At 67.2% G+C, this 20,028-nt stretch carries 21 protein-coding genes; 13 read left to right on the top strand and 8 right to left on the bottom strand.

The window, feature by feature from the left end:
• The first annotated feature begins 90 nt into the window (after positions 1–90).
• The 10 genes from HLAC_RS04830 to HLAC_RS04785 all read left to right on the top strand — a co-directional run bounded on the left by HLAC_RS04830 (position 91) and on the right by HLAC_RS04785 (position 11,366).
• A complete protein-coding gene (locus tag HLAC_RS04830; protein ID WP_015909724.1) occupies positions 91–3,858 on the top strand; it encodes an ATPase, T2SS/T4P/T4SS family in 3,768 nt (1,255 codons plus the stop codon).
• A 27-nt stretch (positions 3,859–3,885) separates the two neighbouring features.
• The gene (locus tag HLAC_RS04825) at positions 3,886–5,928 is read left to right on the top strand and encodes a type II secretion system F family protein (RefSeq protein ID WP_015909723.1); all 2,043 of its coding nucleotides are present in this window, start codon (positions 3,886–3,888) and stop codon (positions 5,926–5,928) included.
• Positions 5,918–6,457 (top strand): DUF7287 family protein, encoded by a 540-nt coding sequence (locus HLAC_RS04820; RefSeq protein ID WP_015909722.1) that lies wholly within the window; start codon positions 5,918–5,920, stop codon positions 6,455–6,457. The genes HLAC_RS04825 and HLAC_RS04820 overlap by 11 nt, the downstream gene beginning before the upstream one ends.
• 2 nt (positions 6,458–6,459) lie before the next feature.
• Positions 6,460–7,107 (top strand): DUF7288 family protein, encoded by a 648-nt coding sequence (locus HLAC_RS04815; RefSeq protein WP_015909721.1) that lies wholly within the window; start codon positions 6,460–6,462, stop codon positions 7,105–7,107.
• Positions 7,095–8,078: a DUF7261 family protein gene (locus HLAC_RS04810; RefSeq protein ID WP_015909720.1), complete on the top strand. Its 984-nt coding sequence runs from the start codon at positions 7,095–7,097 to the stop codon at positions 8,076–8,078. Before HLAC_RS04815 ends, HLAC_RS04810 begins: the two co-directional genes overlap by 13 nt.
• Before the next feature lie 46 nt (positions 8,079–8,124).
• The gene (locus HLAC_RS04805; RefSeq protein WP_241211139.1) at positions 8,125–8,580 is read left to right on the top strand and encodes a DUF7266 family protein; all 456 of its coding nucleotides are present in this window, start codon (positions 8,125–8,127) and stop codon (positions 8,578–8,580) included.
• A complete protein-coding gene (locus HLAC_RS04800) occupies positions 8,577–9,386 on the top strand; it encodes a DUF7289 family protein (RefSeq protein ID WP_015909718.1) in 810 nt (269 codons plus the stop codon). Before HLAC_RS04805 ends, HLAC_RS04800 begins: the two co-directional genes overlap by 4 nt.
• Before the next feature lie 62 nt (positions 9,387–9,448).
• Complete coding sequence (locus HLAC_RS04795) at positions 9,449–10,330, top strand: alanyl-tRNA editing protein (protein WP_015909717.1); 882 nt, start codon at positions 9,449–9,451, stop codon at positions 10,328–10,330.
• Positions 10,331–10,404: 74 nt separating this feature from the next.
• A complete protein-coding gene (locus HLAC_RS04790; protein ID WP_015909716.1) occupies positions 10,405–10,731 on the top strand; it encodes a transcription factor S in 327 nt (108 codons plus the stop codon).
• 71 nt (positions 10,732–10,802) lie between these two features.
• On the top strand, positions 10,803–11,366 hold the full coding sequence (locus HLAC_RS04785; protein ID WP_015909715.1) for a DUF6517 family protein: 564 nt from the start codon (positions 10,803–10,805) through the stop codon (positions 11,364–11,366).
• A 14-nt stretch (positions 11,367–11,380) separates the two neighbouring features.
• Here HLAC_RS04785 and HLAC_RS04780 read toward each other — a convergent pair whose 3' ends face one another.
• From HLAC_RS04780 to HLAC_RS04770, 3 genes are all read right to left on the bottom strand, one after another.
• The gene (locus HLAC_RS04780) at positions 11,381–11,917 is read right to left on the bottom strand and encodes a DUF7332 family protein (RefSeq protein WP_015909714.1); all 537 of its coding nucleotides are present in this window, start codon (positions 11,915–11,917) and stop codon (positions 11,381–11,383) included.
• A 98-nt stretch (positions 11,918–12,015) separates the two neighbouring features.
• Complete coding sequence (locus tag HLAC_RS04775; RefSeq protein WP_015909713.1) at positions 12,016–12,387, bottom strand: methylglyoxal synthase; 372 nt, start codon at positions 12,385–12,387, stop codon at positions 12,016–12,018.
• Positions 12,388–12,486: 99 nt separating this feature from the next.
• Positions 12,487–14,412 (bottom strand): beta-CASP ribonuclease aCPSF1, encoded by a 1,926-nt coding sequence (locus HLAC_RS04770; protein ID WP_015909712.1) that lies wholly within the window; start codon positions 14,410–14,412, stop codon positions 12,487–12,489.
• A 228-nt stretch (positions 14,413–14,640) separates the two neighbouring features.
• Here HLAC_RS04770 and HLAC_RS04765 point away from each other — a divergent pair, with 228 nt between their 5' ends.
• Positions 14,641–15,150: a DUF7984 family protein gene (locus HLAC_RS04765; RefSeq protein ID WP_049933270.1), complete on the top strand. Its 510-nt coding sequence runs from the start codon at positions 14,641–14,643 to the stop codon at positions 15,148–15,150.
• 28 nt (positions 15,151–15,178) lie between these two features.
• Here HLAC_RS04765 and HLAC_RS04760 read toward each other — a convergent pair whose 3' ends face one another.
• From HLAC_RS04760 to HLAC_RS04740, 5 genes are all read right to left on the bottom strand, one after another.
• On the bottom strand, positions 15,179–16,099 hold the full coding sequence (locus HLAC_RS04760) for an SDR family oxidoreductase (RefSeq protein ID WP_015909710.1): 921 nt from the start codon (positions 16,097–16,099) through the stop codon (positions 15,179–15,181).
• A gap of 76 nt (positions 16,100–16,175) precedes the next feature.
• On the bottom strand, positions 16,176–16,979 hold the full coding sequence (gene psmA, locus HLAC_RS04755; RefSeq protein WP_015909709.1) for an archaeal proteasome endopeptidase complex subunit alpha: 804 nt from the start codon (positions 16,977–16,979) through the stop codon (positions 16,176–16,178).
• Between the two features lie 4 nt (positions 16,980–16,983).
• Positions 16,984–17,463: an Rpp14/Pop5 family protein gene (locus HLAC_RS04750; RefSeq protein ID WP_015909708.1), complete on the bottom strand. Its 480-nt coding sequence runs from the start codon at positions 17,461–17,463 to the stop codon at positions 16,984–16,986.
• A gap of 6 nt (positions 17,464–17,469) precedes the next feature.
• On the bottom strand, positions 17,470–18,123 hold the full coding sequence (locus HLAC_RS04745; RefSeq protein ID WP_015909707.1) for a class I SAM-dependent methyltransferase: 654 nt from the start codon (positions 18,121–18,123) through the stop codon (positions 17,470–17,472).
• On the bottom strand, positions 18,107–18,829 hold the full coding sequence (locus HLAC_RS04740; RefSeq protein ID WP_015909706.1) for an RNase P subunit p30 family protein: 723 nt from the start codon (positions 18,827–18,829) through the stop codon (positions 18,107–18,109). The genes HLAC_RS04745 and HLAC_RS04740 overlap by 17 nt, the downstream gene beginning before the upstream one ends.
• Positions 18,830–18,908: 79 nt before the next feature.
• On the opposite strand from HLAC_RS04740, the gene HLAC_RS04735 reads away from it, so the two are divergent.
• A complete protein-coding gene (locus HLAC_RS04735; protein WP_015909705.1) occupies positions 18,909–19,193 on the top strand; it encodes a DUF357 domain-containing protein in 285 nt (94 codons plus the stop codon).
• Positions 19,194–19,293: 100 nt separating this feature from the next.
• Positions 19,294–19,971, top strand: a complete 678-nt coding sequence (locus HLAC_RS04730; RefSeq protein ID WP_015909704.1) for a type 1 glutamine amidotransferase domain-containing protein — start codon at positions 19,294–19,296, stop codon at positions 19,969–19,971.
• Positions 19,972–20,028: the final 57 nt, after the last annotated feature.

Raw genomic sequence — 20,028 nt, 5'->3', positions numbered from 1 at the left:
CAAAAACGCATTACAGGCCTTGATAACCCGATTATCAGTTGCGGTGTTTTGCAGGACACCTTTTTCAACGGGCGAATCGTGGACGCACTTATGACAACCGAGGACGCCGAGCGCTCGCCCGTCTCGTCCGACGAGACGGCGGGATCGCCGGCGTCCGATCACCGGGCGTCCGGTCCGCCGCCGTCCGATCCCTCGGTCTCGGATCGCCCGGTATCAGTGGGACGGTACTCGTGGCGGTCGTTCCTCCGGGACCGCGGCCGCGACGACGCCGCGACCGAGCTGTACGCCGACATCAGCGAGGAGCCGGTCGTCCCCGCGACCGCCGTCGACGCTCACTTCGAAGACAGCGTCGATCGGGTGATCCGCGCCGCCGGCGTCGACGAGACGTATACGGCCGACGGCGACACCGCAGTCTCGGGACACGGGACGCCCGAAGCAGGCACCGTCGTGATCGGGACCGACCACGTCGTCCTCAGCGGTGCGGCCGTCGTTCCGGCTGGGACCTCGACCGCGGCAGTGGCTCCCGACCCTGTAGAATCCGTCGACGAGACCGTAGAAGGGGACGAAGATGACGTCGAGACCGATCGCGGCGAAGAAGACGGCGAAGCAGACGACGGCGAAGGAGACGATGAGGACGGAAGCGATGAGGACGGAAGCGATGAGACCGCCGAAGCGGCCGACGAATCGGCCGAAAGCGACCGTGCGGACTCGGACGACCCGGACGCTCGCCCCGGCATCTCGATCGACGGCGCGGGCGTCTCCGGGGTCGTGGTCGTCCCGGCCGAGGACGTGGAGCCGGTTCCCCGCCGCACACCGACTGACGAGGAGTGGTCGCGGGTTGACATCGATCCGAGCGAGTTCCTCGGGTTCGATCCGTCGGAGACGGGCTACCGCGTCGGGGCGGCTGCGGCGGTTGGAGACGTTCTCTGGGACCTGTGTTCGGCTCGATACAACCTCTACGAAGTGCCGGTGCTCAAGGGGTACTACACGTGGGACGACTACCGCGACGAGTACTTCCTCGACGAGGAGGGGAACCCGCCGACCGAGGAGAACGAGGAAGGGGAAGAAGAGCCGCTGGAGTTCACCCACGACGACAAGGTCGAGGCGCTGGGGTTCGACCCCGACCGGACCGAGGAACTACTGGGGGCGGGCGGGGGCGCCGCGGCCGACCTCGCGGAACTGGTCGACGAGCGCACGGTCGACGTGAATCCGGAGATCGACGAGGACGCGTTCTTCTCGACGGAGGAGGGGCACACCACCCTCGCGAACCGATACGACCTGGAGAAGGCGGTGCCGATGCCGAAAAAAACTCACTTCCGGGAGATCGAGCGGTACTGGGTGAACAAACCGTACGCGTTCGTGATCGTGTTCCGGTCGACGAAGGAGAACGAGGTGAAGTACTACGCGATTCAGCCGCACCGGACGGAGATCGAGACCGACCTCGTCGAGTTCCTCACTGGGAAGCTCCGGACCTCGATCAAGTACGCCGACGAGTCGATCGCGGGCGGTGACGAGGAGTTCCGCGAGGGCGTGATCGTCGACGAGACGCTGACGCTGCTCGACCGATACGACCTCTACGAGCGCACGGACGACGACCGTGGGGTCGTCGACGACCTCGTGGACGACCTCGTCGACCGCTTCGGTTTCGACCTCACGGAGGGTATCGCCGGCCGGATCAGCGAATCGCTCGGGTACGAGCCGCCGACGGAGCCGGAGTCAGAATCGGCACCGGCGAAGATACTCGCTCGGCCCGAGCCCGCGGTGCTCGCAGAGGACTCGGAGACGCTCTCGAAGCATCAGGTCGAGAAACTGCTGTACTTCCTCAAGCGCGACTTCATCGGCTACGAGCGGATCGACCCGATCAAGTACGACATCAACGTCGAGGATATCTCCTGTGACGGGTACAACTCCCCGGTCTTCGTCTACCACTCCGACTACGAGCAGATCATCACCAACGTCTACCACGGGACCGACGAGCTCGACGACTTCGTCGTGAAGCTCGCGCAGCGCTCCGGAAAGGGGATCTCGAAGCGGCGCCCGCAGGTGGACGCCACCCTCCCGGACGGCTCCCGTGCCCAGCTTACGCTCGGTCGCGAGGTCTCGGACCACGGGACCAACTACACCATCCGGCAGTTCAACGAAATTCCCTTCACGCCGATCGACCTGATCAACTGGAAGACGTTCTCGCTCGACGAGATGGCCTTCCTGTGGCTCTCCATCGAGAACCACAAGAGCCTGATCTTCGCGGGCGGCACCGCCTCCGGGAAGACGACGAGCCTGAACGCGGTCTCGCTGTTCATCCCTTCGAACGCCAAGATCGTCTCGATCGAGGACACCCGCGAGGTCGAGCTTCCCCAGCGCAACTGGATCGCCTCCGTCACTCGCCCCTCCTTCTCCGACGACGACAAGGGCGACATCGACGAGTTCGACCTGCTGGAGGCCGCGCTCCGTCAGCGTCCCGACTACATCGTGATGGGCGAGATCCGCGGCGAGGAGGGCCGCACGGCCTTCCAGGTGATGTCGACCGGCCACACCACCTACACGACGTTCCACGCCGACACCGTCGGCGAGGTGCTCAAGCGATTCACCACGGAGCCGATCAACGTCTCGAAAACGATGTTCACTGCCCTCGATCTGGTCTCCGTCCAGACGTCGACCCGGGTACAGGGAAAGAAGGTACGCCGGAACAAGTCGCTGACCGAGATCAATCACTACGACGCCGAGAACGACGAGATCAACGTCCAAGACGTGTTCCAGTGGCAGGCCGAGACCGACGAGTTCCTCCAGATGGGCGACTCGAACACCTTGGAAGACATCATGTTCGATCGCGGGTGGAGCCGCAAGACGCTCGACGAGGAGCTCCGGAAGCGCCGCGTCGTGTTAGCGTACCTCATCGATCGCGGGCTCAACAGCTACGCGCAGGTGGCCGCGACGTTCCAGGCGTTCATCAACGACCCGGAGACGGTGCTCGCGCTGATGGCGAACGAGGAACTGGAGCGGTCACTGGAGGACCTCCGCGAGATGGAGTCGGTGCTGATCAACGTCGACCGCGACAAAGAGGAGATGGTCCCGCGACCCGATCCCGACGAGGCGGGCCGCGAGGAGGTCGAGCGGATCTTAGCGGAGGCCGAGGACTTGTTCGCGGAGTACCGCGGCCGGATGCCCGACTCCGTCGCTGACGCCCTCCTCGACGTCGCGCCGGCCCGTAACGTGGAGGCGCAACCCGTCGCCGACCGGGAGGCGCTCGCGCAGGCGGCCGACGAGGCCGCGGCGCTCGACGGGGAGTCGAGCGCGACGAACGAAACCGACGAAACTGACGAGACTGAGGAGGGGCGCATCGTCGCCGACGCAACGCCGCCGATCGAGGGATTCGAAGCCGGAGTGACGGCGGAAGGGAGCTTCGCCGACGGGAGCGACGCCCGGGACGGTGATCGCACCGGCGACACCAGCGACGGCGAAAACGCGGACGACACGGACGACCCAGACGGTGGGATCGACTTCGACGAGCCGTTTGACGAGGGGATCGACGTACTCGACTCGAGACCGGATTCCGGCCCGGTTCCGGGACCGAACCCGAATCCGGCGCCAGATCCGAACCCGGAACAGGCCGATTCCGGTGTCAGAGCGGACGCCGACGGCGGGGTGACCGAAGTCGAGGTCGGGGTCGAAGATGCCAAAATCGACGACGAGGATGCGGGCGACGCCGCCACCCGGAAAGAGAGTGGAGACACCGAGAGCGACGATGAGGGTGAAGGCGACACCGCCACGGAGGGCGAGGATGAGGATGACGACGGGAACAACGCCGACAACATCGACGACTGGGGGTTCGGCTCCGTCGAGTCCCGGGAGGAGCGGTAGATCTATGGTCCCAACGGGGTGGATCGCGTGAGCCTCGACACGGGCGTCGGCGACGGCTCCGTCGACGGGAACCTCCTCGCGGAGCTGTTCTACCCAGTTTTCGAGCTGCTCTTTGACCCGGACGGCGACTTCGTCGGCGACATCGAGCGCAAGCTCGCCGAGGCGCGCATGCCGGACCAAGTGGAGATGTACGTCTCTAGAGCGCTGGGCGTCGGCCTGCTCGTCGGCGGGACCCTCTGGGCGCTCGGAACGCTGACCGGCTACGGCGCGTTCTCGCTCGGGCTGATCGACCCCGAGACGCTCTCGCTCGGCATGCCCGCGCCGACGCCGGCGATCAAAGCGTTCCTGCGGTCGCTCGTCGTGCCCACCGCGGTTCTCGTCAGCGGGCTCGTGTTCGGGTCGATCGGGTTCGCGATCGGTTTCGGCGGCGTGGTCGCGATCCCCTACTCGCGGGCGTCGGCACGGGAACGCGAGATAAATCTTCTCCTGGCCGACTCGGTGTCGTTCATGTACGCGCTGTCGGTCGGGGGGCTCAATCAGCTGGAGATCCTGCGCGCGATGGCGACGGCGGAGGACACCTACGGCGAGGTGTCTCAGGAGTTTCAGAGCATCGTCAACGAGACGGAGTACTTCGGGACCGACTACCGGAACGCGATCCGACAGCAGTCGATGGAGACCCCCTCCGACGAGCTCTCGCAGTTCCTCGCGGACATGCTCTCTATCGTCAACTCCGGTGGCAATATGGAGAGCTTCCTGAAGGACAAAAAGGAAAAGCACCTTCGCACGTCGAAACAGGAGCGCGAGATGACCTTAGAGACGCTGGAGCTGTTCGGCGAGATGTACATGACGCTGTCGCTGTTCCCCCTCCTTCTCATCATCATCCTCGTCATCATGGGGATGATGGGCGAGTCGGACGACTTCCTGCTGTACGCGACCGTCTACGCCCTGATCCCGCTGACTGGGGTCGGTTTCCTTGTGCTCGTCTCTACCGTTAAGCAGGACGAGCCGGGCGACGGCTACCTCCGCCCCGACGGCGGCAGCGATCGGCTCCGGCAGACGAGCAAAGAGGGGCTGCTCCACTTCGGGCTGATCGAGGCGTTCGTCGGTCAGTTCGGCGTCTTCGACCGGATCCGCAACCGCGAGGGGACGTACAAGACCAAACAGATAGTCTCCGCGCCGCACCTGTTCCTCCGGGACAACCCGCTGTACACGCTCGCGCTGACTGTGCCGGCCGCGCTCGTCATCGTCGGCGTCACAGTCATCTCCGGGAACGCACCGACGACCTTCGACGGCTGGGTGAACCGTCCGGTGTGGGCGACGTTCGTCTGGGTGTACGTCCCCGCGTACCTCGTGCTGGCGCCGCTCGCGGTGTTCCACGAGTGGAGCCAGCGGTCCAAGCGGGCGATCACGGGGAAGCTCTCGGAGAGCCTCCGGAAGCTGTCGTCCGCAAACGACACCGGGCAGACGCTGCTCGAATCGGTGGAAACGGTGTCGGAGACCTCCACAGGAAAACTCGCCGAGGAGTTCGAGGTGGTCCACGCGAAGGTGAACTACGGGATGAGCCTGCGGGACGCCTTGGTGGAGTTCAACAACAAGTATGCGGTCCCCCGGCTTGCCCGGACGGTGAAGCTCATCTCGGAGGCACAGGAGGCGTCGTCAGAGATCACGGACGTGTTGACCACGGCGGCGCAGGCCTCCGAGAACCAGGACGACATCGAGCGCAATCGGATCTCCCAGACCCGAATGCAGGTGGCGATCATCGTGATGACGTACGTCACCCTGCTGGGCGTGATGGCGATTCTCCAGACCCAGTTCATCGACGTGATGGGCGATCTCTCCTCGCAGGCGGACGGCGGCGGGGCGTCCGGAGGTGGCGGCGCCGGCTTCGGAGGTGGTGGCGGCGTCGACCCCGATGTCCTCTCGATGCTGTTCTTCCACGCCGTGACGCTGCAGGCGGTCCTCTCCGGGTTTATCAGCGGCTACATCCGGAACGCCGACATCGTCTCCGGCGTCAAGTTCGCCGTGGTCCTGATGACGCTCGCACTGGGGGTGTGGATATATGTGGGATAACGGCAACCGCGCGCAGACCCCGATCGACTTCACAGTCGGCGCTGGCGTGTTCCTGCTGACGCTCGCGTTCGTGATCGCCTTCGTCCCGACGCTTTTCGATCCCTTCTCGGCGGCGGCGACCGCCTCGCCGGTGGTGAGCGATCGCGTCGCTGCCGGCGTCGCCGGCGACCTGCTCGCGGCGTCGCCGGCGGAACCGGGCGTGCTGTCGCCAGCCTGTACGGTCGCCTTTCTCAGCGCGAACGCGACGCTCGGAAGCGAGGCTGACTGTCACCCCGCCATCGCTGAGAGCCCGGCGGCCCACTTCGGGATCGACGGCGACGTGCAGGTGGTGATCCACGCCCCCGACGAGCGGAACCCGAGCACGAACGCGTCGACCCTCTCGATCGCGACGCGTCACGGGCGGTTCGAGGTCGAGCCCGACCGAACCACCGCCGATCCGAGCGACGCGGCCGGCAAAGATGTCACCGTCTCACAGCGACTCGTCTCGATCGGCGGGACGCAGTACCGACTGACGGTGCGGGTGTGGTGATTATGAGGACGACAGACGACCGGGCACAGGCGCACACGCTAGAGGCGTTCGCGGCGGCGATCCTACTCGTTGCGGCGCTCACGTTCGCCTTGCAGGCGACTGCGGTGACGCCCTTGTCGGCCAGCACGTCGAACCAGCACATCGAGAATCAACAGCGGGCGGTCGCGACCGACCTGTTGGCAACGAGCGCCGAGAACGGTGACCTAGAGGCCGCGATACTCCACTGGAATCCGGAGAACGAGACGTTCGCGTCGAGTCCGCCGGAGGTCGACGGCGAAGGCTATCCCCGGGCCGCAGGTCCGAACGGATTCGTCGCCCCGCTCGGCGGGTTCGGCGAGGCACTAAACCGGACACTTGTCGACCGACAGATCGCCGTCAACGTGGATCTCCGCCACTACAACACCACAGACCGAACGGAACGGAACACGACATCACTGATCGATATGGGCTCACCGAGCAACAACGCGGTGAGCGCAACCCGAACGATCGTGCTCACTGACGACATGAACCTGACCACCCCGGGGTACGAGGAGTCGACGCTTCGGGGGCTGGCCGGCGGAACCGATACGGGGGCGTTCTACGCGACCGAGACCGGGTCGGGTCCGCTGTTCGCTTACGTGGAGGTGCGCATCGTCGTATGGCGGATGTGAGCATCGGCCCGCCGGACGGCGACCGCCTCTTCGGTGGGGAAGACACCAGCAATGCCGACCGCGCACAACTCCTGCTCGTCGCGGGGCTGGTGATGGCGGTCTCGCTCGTGACGCTGGTGGTGCTTTTGAACGCGACCATCTACAGCGAGAACGTCGCGACTCGGGGGATCGAGTCCGCCGACGGCGAGGCACTGGAGGTGAGGGCGACCGCGGTCGACGGGACCGGCGAACTGCTCGATGCGACCAACCGCGCGGGACCGACCGACCACGCTGACGCCGCCGAGACGGTCCGAAATGGCGTCAAAGATCTCGACAGGGAGGCCTCCCGATCGTACGCGGAACGTGGCGGCGTGGCGCGGATCGAGCTGTTGGAGATTCGGAACGGAAGCCGAATCACCACCGACATGGCTGCGGTCGACCCGAACGCGTCGACCCTCGCAGCCGATGTCGACCGAACCCGCGGCTTCGTCCTCGATGTCGACCCCGGATCGCTCGTCGAGACGAACGCATCCGGCGCCGTCGACAACGCGTTCCACGTCGAACTCAACGACTCGACCGGCGGAACCCATCAGGTGTACGTGTACAACGGCACCGACGGAAACGTCACCGTCGCGGTCGGCGACAACAGCGGCGAGCCGACAGTCTGGTGCGAGACGCCGCCCGACGGACGCGACCGCGTCGCCGTCGACCTGACCGGCGAACGGCTCGGAGGCCGGTCCTGTCCGGGGATCTGGCCGACAGCTCTCGTTGCACCAGACGACGCCTACGACATCACCCTCATGAGCGCGAACGCTGCCGCCGGCGAGGCGGCTGCGACCGTGCGCGCCGTCTCAGGGGACACTGTCACCACCAACCTCACGGGGGGGCGACAACCGGCAGTGTACGAGGCGACGATCGGCCTCCGCTACCGGACCGCGGAGCTTCGGTTCGAGACCGACGTTCGGGTCGTCCCGGGTGAGCCCAATGCGTGAGCGCCGTGGATCGGGAAGAAAACGCCTCCTGAGCGACGAGCGCGGCGTGAGCGTCACCGTCGGCTACGTCCTGACGCTCGCGATCGGGGCGGTGTTGCTCTCAGGGGTCGTCATCGGCGTCGGCGGCGTCGTCGATTCGCAGACGGACCGGGCCGTTCGAGGAGACCTCTCTGTCCTCGGGCAGACCACGGCCGCGAACGTCGAGAGCGCCGACCGGCTTGCCCGCGCGGCGGAGGCCGATCGGTCGAACGCGGCCGGCGCGACGAACGCCTCCGTCTCGGTCGCCGTCGATCTCCCGACCCGAGTCGCGGGGATTCCCTACCGGATCACGGTCGATAACGACGCCGTGACGCTGCGGACGAACCACCCGGAGGCGACGCTGGAAATCCCTCACGCGGCACGACTGAACGTCACGCCGGCGAGCGTTCGCGGCGGGCCGATCCGGATCGAGTACGACCACGGCGCCGGGGGCACCGGAAATCTGACGGTGGTCGAACGATGACCGACCGGAGACGACCGACTGTTTCGATCGGCGACGGCGGACTCTCCGCGTTCGCGGGCGATGAGCGGGGCGTGAGCAACGTCGTCGGTTACGTGCTGGTGTTCTCGCTCGTCACGATGACGATCGGAACGGTGTTCGCGGTCGGTATCACGGGTCTCGAGGACAGACAAGAAGCTGAACGCGTCGCGAACGTCGAGCGTGCCTTCGACGTGTTCGACGACAACCTCCGGGATGTCCAGCGGTATGGCGACCCGAGCCGTTCGACGGAGATCCGGCTCAGTGGCGGGACCCTGTCGGTCGCGGAGACGACCACTGTGGAGCTACGAAACGCGTCTGACGGGGTGGTCAGAGGGTTCGAGTTCCGCTCCCTGACGTACGCGAACGGGGACACGACCATCGCGTACGAGGGCGGGGCGTGGTTCCGAAGCGACGGCGGCGGGGCGGCGATGCGCTCGGAGCCGCGGTTCGTCGCGGCCGACGGCCGAACGACACTCCCGATCGTCCGGCTCTACCCGCTCGGTCCGGACACCATCGAGCGGGACGGGACTGTGCAGGTCGCGGTGGACCGAACCTCCCGGCCGGAGCTCGTTCAGGTCGCCGACGCTGACGCCGACGACGGCCCCTTCGACCTCCGAATCGAGTCGGCGTACGCGACCGCGTGGCGCCGGTACTTCGAGCAGACGCACGGGTTCTCGGTGAACGAGTCCGCGACAGACACGGCTAACGGCACGGTCGTCGCGGATCTCGATCACAGCGACGAGGTGTTCATCCCCGACGGCGCCGTCAACATCCGGCTCCAGCGCTGATCGGAACGCCGTCGCATTTTCCGAACGCATCACCTAAGCCTGCAGCGCCGCACCGTCCGGGTATGACCGAGGAGCTGTACCTCGCGGACGACACGGTGACGACCTTCGAGGCGACCGTCGAGCGCGTGCTCGACGACCGGGTCGTCCTCGACCAGACCCATTTCTACCCCACGGGCGGGGGACAGCCCCACGACACGGGGACGCTCCGGGTCGCGGATGCGGAGATGGCCGACGGTGACGGTGTCGCTGACGGCGACGACGCTGATCGACGCTGGCGGGTCGTCGACGTCGAGAAGAAGGACACCGTGTATCACACCCTCGAACCGGCAGGAGACGGAGCTTCTGGGGCCGGCGACGACTCGGCGACCGATACCGTCGCACCCCTCGAACCCGGGACAGTCGTCGTGGGCGAGATCGACGCGGCGCGGCGCCGGGCCCACTCTCGGTACCACACCGCACAGCACTTGCTCTCGGCGCTGCTTTTGGCGGAGTTCGACGCGTCGACGACGGGCAATCAGCTCTACGACGACCACGCGCACCTCGACGCGGCGTACGAGCGCTTCGACGACGGCGACCTCGTGCAGATCGAAACCCGGCTCAACGAGCTCGTGGCTGACGAGCGCCCGGTGACGAGCTACACGATGAATCGCGAAGAGGCGGAGGCGACACTCGACACCGACCGCACCCGAATCGACCTGCTCCCCGACTCGATCTCGGAACTCCGGATCGTCGAGATTGGCGCGGCGAGAGGAACGGATGGCAACGATGGCGATGATGGGGACGATGGTAACAAGGAACCGTACGACCGCACCGCCTGCGCCGGGACGCACGTCGCGAACACTGCCGAGATCGGCCCGATCGTCGTCACCGGTCGGGAGACGAAAGGAAGCGACGAGGATCGCGTCCGGTTCGCGCTCGCCGAACACGTCGACGGCAAGGAGTGAGCGCAGTCGCGCGAAGCTGTCGCCCCTCGGCCCGCGATCCCGCTGTTTATATACGATCCGCGGTTGGTTCCGCCATGAAGTTCTGCGACGAGTGCGGATCGATGATGAAGTCCGGCGAGGGCGAGGACCACTGGGTGTGTAGCTCTGAGGATTGTGGTAACGAGCTCGGCCGCGACAACGGCGACGACGAGTGGACCACCGAATCGCAGGTCGAGTCGGAGGTCATCGACGTGAGCGACGCGGAGGACAAAGGACTCCCGAAGACGACAGCCCACTGCCCGGAGTGCGGGAACGACCGCGCGTACTGGTACATGCAGCAGATCCGGTCGGCCGACGAGTCCGAGACCCGATTCTTCGTCTGTACCGAATGCGAGCACAAGTGGCGCGAAGACGACCACTGAGCGCGCTCGGAGCCGCCACAATCCGCTGATCGTCGTTTCCTTTTACGTACCTCGACGGAGAATCGTCGTCCATGGACCCGCCCGTCGTCCCCCGCGCGCGCCTCGACGGCTGGCAGTGTATCGACGAGACGACGGAACGAGCGTTCACCGCCGGCTTTGTCTCGGTCGACGCGAGTACCGTCCGGTACGAGCGCGACGCCACGGAGCCCCCGCGTCCGTTCTGCTTCGCGAGTCGCCTGCGGATCCGCCCGGCGACCGCGCCGAACCCGGCCCTCACCGCGCTCGTCGAGCGCCGAGCGCGCTCGGGGTTCCGCGACCGCCTCGCAGAGCGCGACATCGAGGACATCGAACACCGCGGCGACCGAGAGATCGCGGTCGACGATCCGAAGGCGTCGCGCGCGACGCTCTCGACGTTCCGCGGCGTCACAGGCGTCGGCTCCGGGGACAGACGTGTACCGGTCGAGGCGCTACTCGCGGTCTGGACGGCCGGCGAGTATCTACTCGGCGGGGGCGCGTACCCCCTCGACGAGGCGTCGTACCCGCCCGGAGAGAGCCCGAGCGACGCGCGTCGAGAACTGTTGGGGATCGTTCGCGGGATGGAGTCACCCGACGACCGCAGCGAAGCGGAGTTATAAACGACTGCGTCCGGCTAACACGGAACCGCGCCCGCGCCCGAGTCGATCGGCGACCCCTCGTCGCGATACTCGGAGTCGCCGATCGATCCGTCGAACATCGGGAGCCGAAGTTCGTAGGCGTACAGCACGTCAAACGCCGCGAACGGGTCGACACCGTTCGCGATGGCCTCCCGCGCGGTCAGCCTGACGCCGGCGCCGAGCGTCACGATCGGCTCGCCGTCAAGCGTTCCCGCCGCCTCCAGTCCGAACTCGTTGCCGGCGGTCGGATCGGTCAACACGGAGAGGTGGACGAGCGCCTCGATCGCTGCCCCGCCGTCACCGATCGAGATCGGATACCCCTCGCCAGCGAAACAGCGGGTCGGGGGATCGACCCGGTCGTCGGTGGCGTCGGATCCGTCGCCCAGAGCGCCGTCCGCCGCTGCGCTGCTGCCGCTCGGTGTTGCCGCCGCGCCGCCGACGAACGCCCCGCTCACGACGGTCGCCGAGACGAGCAGGAGCGCGACAGAAAGCGTGGTGAGGGCGACGAGCCCGGTCCGAGAGCGACACGTCATCGACGGGGGGTACGCCCGGACGGGTAAAAACGGCGCGGGGTCGGTTATCCGAACTGATACTCAAAATGAGGGGACGGACCGGTGCGCTGCTCCCGTCGTTACGCCTCGTCGAGGAGCCCGTCGACGAGCAGCTCCGCGGAGGCGACGTTCGTCGCGAGCGGGACGTCTTTCACGTCGCAGACCCGCAGGAGCGCGGAGATATCGGGCTCGTGAGCCTGTGCGGTGAGCGGATCGCGGAGGAAGACGACGCCGTCGATCGCTCCGTCGGCGATCTTCGCGCCGATCTGCAGGTCGCCGCCGAGCGGTCCGGAGGCCTGTCGGTTCACCGCCAGTCCCGTCTCGTCGGCGATGCGTTTCCCCGTCGTTCCGGTGGTGACGAGTTCGCACTCGCTGAGCGCGTCGGCATGGGCGGTGACGAACTCGACCATCTCGTCTTTCAGCTCGTCGTGGGCGATGAGCGCGATGTGCATGAGCGGAGCGTTGCCACGGCGGCGCTTAAAAACTCCCCTCGGCGCAACGCGCCGGGCGGTCGGGTGGGGTCCCGTCCAGCAGTCGCGCCGGGCGAAACTTCACTTGAACCGGAACGTCTCCAGATTCTTCGGCGCGAACGTCCGCATGTTGTAGTCGTGGTACAGCGCCGACGAGAGGTCTTGGACGGAACTCTCGTCGCCGTGGACGCAGAGCACCTTCTCGGGGCGCGGGTTCATCGTCTTCACGAAGTTCTCTAACCCCTGCCGGTCGGCGTGGCCGGAGAAGCCGTCGACGACCTCGGTCCCCATCTGCAGGGTGAGCGTGTCGCCGCGGCCGCCGCCGCCCCAGCCGTCGACCGGAATCTCGTCCCAGCCGTTCTGGATCCGGCGACCGAGCGTCCCCTGGGCCTGGTATCCGACGAACACGAGGTTCGAGTCCGGGTCCGGGCCGATGTGGCGGAGCCACGACATGATCGGTCCGCCCTCGATCATCCCGGAGGTGGAGATGATGATGCACTCGTCGCCGTCGGCGACGTCCTGTCGCTCGTCCTCGCCGGCGTCGATGTGGTTGAACTGGTCGGCCAGGAACGGATTTTCGTCGTCGTGGAAGATCCGGTCGCGGAGGTCGTCTCGGAGGTACTCGGGGTAGGTGGTGTGAATCGCGGTCGCCTCCCAGATCATCCCGTCGAGGTGGACCGGCATCTCCGGGATATCGCCGTTCCGCATCGCCTCCTCCAAGACGAGCATGATCTCCTGAGACCGCCCCACGGCGAACGCAGGGATGACGACCTTCCCGCCCTGGTCGTACGTCTCGTTGATGACCTCTTTGAGCGCCTCTTCGGAGTCGGCCTGATCGGTTTGGTAGTCGTTGCGGCCGCCGTAGGTGGACTCTAAGACGAGCGTTTCGACGCGCGGGAAGTCGTTGACGGCGCCGTTGAACAGGCGGGTGTCCTCGTAGTGAATGTCCCCGGAGAAGGCGACGTTGTAGAGGCCGTCGCCGATGTGGAAGTGGGTGACGGAGCTGCCGAGGATGTGGCCCGCGTTGTGGAAGGTGAGCTTCACGTCCGGCGCGATGTCGGTTACGTCGCCGTACTCCAGCGGGATCGTGTGTTTGATCGCCTCGCGGACCTGCGACGATTCGTAAGGAGGCGTGCGCCCCTCCTTGGCGGCGACGTCGAGGTAGTCGAGGGTGAGCAGACCCATGAGATCGCGGGTCGGCTCAGTCGTGTAGATCGGGCCGTCGTAGCCGTATTTAAACAAGAGGGGGACGAACGCCGAGTGGTCGAGGTGGGCGTGAGTGAGCACGACCGCGTCGAGGGTCGCGGCGCCGGCGCCGAGCGCCTCGGGCACTTGGAGGTACGGCACCTCGCCCTCCGCGCCGGGCTTGTCGCCGCAGTCGATCAGGACGCGCGTCTCGGGCGTCGAGAGGATGAAGGCGGCGCGGCCGACCTCGCGACAGCAACCGAGCGTGGTGATCCGGACCCATTCGTCGTCGGACATCTCCTCGCGGTGGATCTGTCGGCCGACGCGTTCGAGAATGTCTCGGCGCTCCTCGCGTTCGTTCTTCAGGAAGCCGCGCACGTTCGAGACGGTGGAGGATTCGATCGGGGGCGTCCGAACGACCTCGGGGGTCCAGCCGACTTTCTGGGTGATCTCCCGGAGCGTCGAGCCGCGGCGACCGATCACCATGCCGGGCTTTTCGGCCTCGATGACGACCTCGCCGGTGTCCTCGTGGAAATCGAGGTCGGTCACGCCGGCCTCCTCCGGAATCACCGACCGGACCTCCTCCTCGGCACGCGCCGGCGGAGCGAGGGCGCTCGGGTCCGGGCGGATCGTGATCCGCTTCCGGAGCTTGGAGGCGAGCCGGCGGATCAGATCGCCGTCGCCGGCGAACTCCTTGGGGTCGCGGGTGTACACGACCAGCTCCGGCCCCTCGTATTTCACGTCGGTGACCGTAATGTCGTTCGGAATTTCCTGTTCGATCTCTGATTTCAGGGTATCGAGTTGCTTATCGACTTGACTCATATCTCACCGCGGGCCGTCGTGATTGTCGTCGCCGTCGAGTTGCATACCGACACACGACGCGACTCGGCGTCGAACGGTCAACCGTGACGGGGTAGGCATAGTGGTAGTACTGTCCGTAGGTGGTTCCGTGCGGGAACAGCCAGCGAAAACCCGCTTAGCTGATGATTAGCCCGGTCGTTATAAAACCCTTCGCAAATGGCAAACCCCCGGCCTGTGAACGGCGAGTACATGCATATCACGTCCGAGACGGTGCGAGACGAGCACGCGTGGGTCCGCGACCGCGAACCGGTCGTCGTCCCCACCATCAACGACACCCGCGAACGACTGGGCCGGATCTTCGAGACCGACGTGGACCCGATCACCCCCGAGGCGTACCGGCGCGAGGTCGATGCGGTGTTCGCGGACGGCGAGGTCGCGGTCAACGTCGCGGGCTGCGTCGCCCTGCTTCGCGACCTCGACGTCGCTGGCGACTACCCCGGATTTGTCGTCGACGAGGTTCTCGGCCGCGAGTTGGCGGCGACGATCGCTGGGGGGCGCCCCCTCTCGCTGCTCGCGCAGGCGACGTTCCATTTCGTCGACGTACACGTGAGCGAGGACGCGACAGCGGACGGCGCGGGAGCGGCCGGTGCCGATGACCTCGACGCCGCGCTCGCGGCGGGGTTCCAGACGCGGCTCCCCGGGTGGGACTGGCGGGAGGGAGAAAGCCCGTTCGCGGTGGCGTCACCGACTGACGAGTAGCGCCGGGTCGGCCGCCGCCGAGCAGCGGTCAGCTCGTGAACTTCCGGACGAAGTCGTATCCGGCATCGAGGATTGCGTCGGGGAGGAACCGTGCAAGCACGCCGATCCGGGCGGCGGTGCCGGGCTGGACGCGGGCAGGTGGCTGCGTTGCGCTCGCGGCGTTGACGATCGCGTCGGCGACGACTTCGGGCTCGATCGCGCCGGGACCGTCACCCCCGAGCAGCTGGGTATCCTCGAAAATCTCGTAGAACTCCTCGTAGGCGCCGGAGCGGTCGAGCCCGGCGTCGTCCGTCTCGGAGCCGTCGGCCGACCTCGATCCCTCAGTCGCCTCGTCGTCCGCGTCCCCGCCTCCCGCCTCCCGCTCGGCGCGCTTCGAGAAGTTCGTCCGCACGGGGCCGGGCTCGACGACGACCACGTCGATCCCGAACTCGGCGACCTCGTTGCGAAGCGCGTCCGACAGCGCCTCGATCGCGAACTTCGAGCCGCTGTAGACGCCGCCGCCCGGGAACGACACCCGCCCGGCGACCGACGAGACGTTGACGATCGTCCCGTCGCGCTCGCGACGCATCCCGGGCAGGACGGCCTTGATGAGTCGATGGGGACCATACACGTTCACGTCGAACTGCTCGTGGACCTTCGCGGTCGGCACGTCCTCGACCGGGCCGAACTGGCCGTAGCCGGCGTTGTTGACCACGGCGTCGATCGCGCCCTCCTCGTCCAAGATGCGGTCGACGACGCGGTCCACGTCGCTCTGGTCCGTGACATCGAGCGTCGCCAGCTCGCAGCCGGCCTCGCCGAGCGTCTCGATGTCCGCAGGGTTCCGCGCGGTCGCGTACACGGTCCACCCCTCGTCAAGGAACGCGTGCGCCGCGGCGCGTCCGATACCCGAGGAACAGCCGGTGATGAGTACCGTCTTCTGCACGGGTCGTCGGTCGGTCCCCGGCGGCATAACTCTCCCGGCCGGCGGTGGAACAGTGGAACGACAAAAAGGCGAAACGTGCGTCCGCAGACCGCCCGCCGTCGCGTTACTCCTCGTCGCCGGCGTTCGCGTCGTCCGTCTCGCCGTCGGCGTCCGCGTCGTCTGCTTCGTCCTCGTCGCTCGCGAGCAGGTCGCGGTCGGCGAGGATCGACTCGATCTCGTCGGTTGGTCGCTCCTCGTACTCCTCGTCGTCGACCGTGATCGTGGCGACGCCAACGCCCTCGGGCGACAGCTCGCCGTCGTTGGACTGCGCGAGGGTGTCGAGCGCGAGCGCGACCGCCTCGTCGGTCGAGAGGCCCTCCTCGTACTCCTCCTCCAGATAGTCGCGGAGGTCGCTCCGGTCGGAGCCGATCGAGAGCGCCTGCCACTCGTAGGGCGTGCCGGACGGGTCGGTCTCGAACAGGCGCGGCTCGCCGTTCTCGATCCCGCCGACGATCAGCGCGACGCCGAAGGGGCGCGCGCCGCCGATCTGCGTGTACTGCTGGATGTGGTCGGTGATGTTCTTGGTGAGCGTCTCGATACCGATCGCCTCGCCGTAGCGCAGGCGGTTGATCTGCGCCTGTCGGCGGGCGAAGTCGATCAGCTGGCGGGCGTCGGCGACGTGGCCCGCGCTCGCGACGCCGACGTGGTCGTCGGCCTTGTGGAGTTTCTCGATACTCTCCGGCTCCATCAGCGGGGATCGGGCGCGCTTGTCCGCCGCGAGGACGACGCCGTCCTCGGCGCGGACGCCGACGCTTGCCGTCCCGCGTTTCACCGCCTCCCGGGCGTACTCGACCTGGTAGAGCCTGCCGTCGGGAGAGAAGATGGTGATTCCTCGGTCGTACGCCTGTTGTTGGGATTGGCCCTGCATGATATCACTCGGTGTCGAACGCCGCCGCGCCGACGTACGCCGACCCGGTCCACACGTCGTACGCGTCCTCGCGCACGACCGCGGACCGCTCGGCGCCCTCGAACGCGACGTCTCGCTGTGTCGAACTACCGCCCGCGCGGCCCATATATCTTTCCTCACAGGCACGTACCGTCCCCGAAATCCCGCGAACGCGGACCCCGACGGGCTCGTCGTCGACCTCGCTCACGCACGCGATCGTCGCTCGCGCGTCGTCGACGTGTCCGTGACGGGCCCGGACGATCGCTTCTCCCTCGCCGCCGTCGTGGGAAAAGGACAACAGCGTGAGGTCGGCGTCGGCGCTGCCGGCGTCGCCGAGGAGATTGCCCGCAGCGTACCACAGCGCGCGCTGGAACCCGCGCCGCCCGAGGTCGGCGTCGGGCCACGTCTCGATCCCGACGGCGAAGTACCGCCAGCGGGGTCGGAGGTGTTTGGGGAGGTGTTTCACGGCTGCTCACCGAGAGCGCGCGGTTCCGCGCTCGGCGTCCTCACCCCGGTCACCGAGCCGTTCGGCGACGATCACGGCCACCTGATCGTGGACGCGCTCGACGGCGGTCACCGCGAATCCCTCGTCTGTGAACGCCTCGACCAGCGTGCCGACGGTCGCCGGATCGTCCACTTCCGGACCGTAGAACGGCGCGTCGGGGTCCGGCTCCTCGAAAAAGGCCACGTCGCCCAAGACGATCCGGCGGGCACCGGTGGCGGCCATCTCGCGGATCGCCTCGCGCTTCTCGTCGTCCGCGAGGTGGTGGAGCGCGAAGTTCGAGGTGACGATATCGATCGGCTGGTCGGAGTCGACTTCGGGCTCGCGGAACTCGCCGTACGCGAACTCGACGTTCGCGAGGCCGCGCTCGTCGGCCTTGCGGCGTCCCTCTTCCATCATTCCTTCACTGATGTCGCGGGCGAGCACGCGCTCGGCGTGGGGCGCGAGCGCCAGCGCGATGGCGCCGGTGCCGGCCCCCAGATCGAGAACCACGTCGTCGGAGTCCGGGTCGGCGTAGTCGACGACGAGGCTCGCGCAGGCGTGGTACTCGTCGCTCTTCGAGTCGTCGTACTCGGCCGCCTTCTCGGAGAAGCGCGCGGCGTGCTCCTCAACCGTCTTCTTCATACCTGCCACGTCGGACCCCCGGCTCTATGAAGGCCTCGGAGCGGCGCTCTCGGTTGCGGGTCGCGATCTCGCCCCACGCCCGAAGCCCCTCTCTGACCCACTCGGCGTCGAACCCGACCGCCTCGGCGGCGGCGACGACCTCGCGCGGCGCGCGGAGGTCGAGGTGCGACCGCGGGTTCGCACTGACCACGTGCGGCGTGTCGTAGTAGGTCACGATCTCGCGGAGCTTCCGGAGGTCCGCCAGCGCGCGGACTCGCTTTCCGCCGGTCGCGCGGAACAGCGGGCCGAGATCGAACTCGACGTGGACTCCGTTGTCGCGGGCGGCCTTCGCGAGGACGTGGTTGAAGTCGCCGCCGCCCATGGGACGGACCAGAACGTCGACGCGGGGTTCCTCGACCGCGAATCGGTTGAGACCGTCGTCGCCGCCGACGACGCAGACAACCGTGCGGTCGGATCGGTAGTTACCCACAGCGCCCGAGGCGCTCGTGGCGTTGTCAGCGTCGATCTCGACTGCGTCGACGACGTCAATCCCGTACTCGTCACGGAGCGCGGTCGCCTCGTCTGCGTGCTCACTGCTCTTGCTGGCCGGATCGAGCGCCTCCCGCGTCCGGACGACGATCCCCTCGTAGCCGTACCGCTCGGCGGTAGCGGCGTGGCGGGCGACGGTCGCGTCGCCGTCGGGGTGAGCGTGGACGGCCTCGTACATGCCCGTCGGTTTCGGCTCCGGGGGTATCGGGGTTGCGCTTCGCCGACGGCTTTTTGAACGCCTCCCCGGAACGGGGCGCATGACCGCGGATTTGGAGGAGAAGACGGACCGCTATGAACGAATGCTTGCCGATGCCTTGGCGGTCGCGGAGCCGCGCCCACCTGCCGACACCCCGCTCGGCGAGGCCGCCGCCGACGTGCTGGAGATGGCCGAGTCGTATCTGGAGGACGGGCGCCACTTCCGCGAGGATGGAGACCCCGTCAACGCGCTGGCGTCGTACTCGTACGGCTACGGCTGGCTCGACGCCGGCGTCCGGATGGGGCTGTTCGCCGTCCCCGACGACACCGAACTGTTCACGACCTGAGCCGCGGGTTCCGATCGAACACTGATAAACTTCGCGGCGCCCCCCGTCGCTTCCGGGCGCGGGCGTCTTTTACGTCGAGCACACCAACGGGGAGTCACGCATGACTAGCGCGCTATTCGTCGTGAGCGAAGAGGGGTACTGGGCCGAAGAGTGCATCGAGCCGCTGACCACGCTCGAAGCGGAGGGCGTCGACGTGACGATCGCGACGCCGTCCGGGTCGCCGCCGGTGGTCGACGAGCGGTCGCTCGACCCGGACGCCGCAGGGGGCGAAGAGCGAGTCGCGGAGCTTCGCGAGGTCGACGAGGAGCATCCGGGGCTGAACGATCCCGAGCCGATCGCGCACGTCGCGGCCGACGGCTACGACGCGGTCGTGTTCCCCGGCGGTCACGGCACCGTCTGGGACGTGAATCAGGACCGTCACGCCCGCCAGCTTCTGCTCGACGCGGTCGCGGGCGACGAGAGCGTCGCGCTCGTCGTCTGCCACGCGGTCGGCATTCTCGCGTTCACCCGCGAGGCCGACGGGACCCCGCTCGTCGAGGGGCGCTCCGTCACCGGCTTCCCGAACGCGTGGGAGGAGGACATCGTGGACGACGACGACGTGATGCCGGACGGACGGAAGCTCCCGTACTGGGTGGAAGACGAGGTCGTCCTCGCGGGCGCCGACTGGGACGCCGAGCTCGACGCCGACACGAGCGTCACGGTCGACGGCGACCTGATCACCGGGCGCGGCCCGGGATCGTCGGCGGCCGCAGCAGAGACGCTGCTTGAGGAGATGTAGGCGGATCTCCGAGCGCATTTATAAGTAGAATCGAGAGTCGACGAACAGATCCGGGAG

Origin of the sequence: Halorubrum lacusprofundi ATCC 49239 (assembly GCF_000022205.1) — an archaeon.
Classification (GTDB): domain Archaea; phylum Halobacteriota; class Halobacteria; order Halobacteriales; family Haloferacaceae; genus Halorubrum; species Halorubrum lacusprofundi.
Note: the sequence above shows the minus strand (reverse complement) of the source record. Positions and strands in the feature narration are given on the sequence as shown.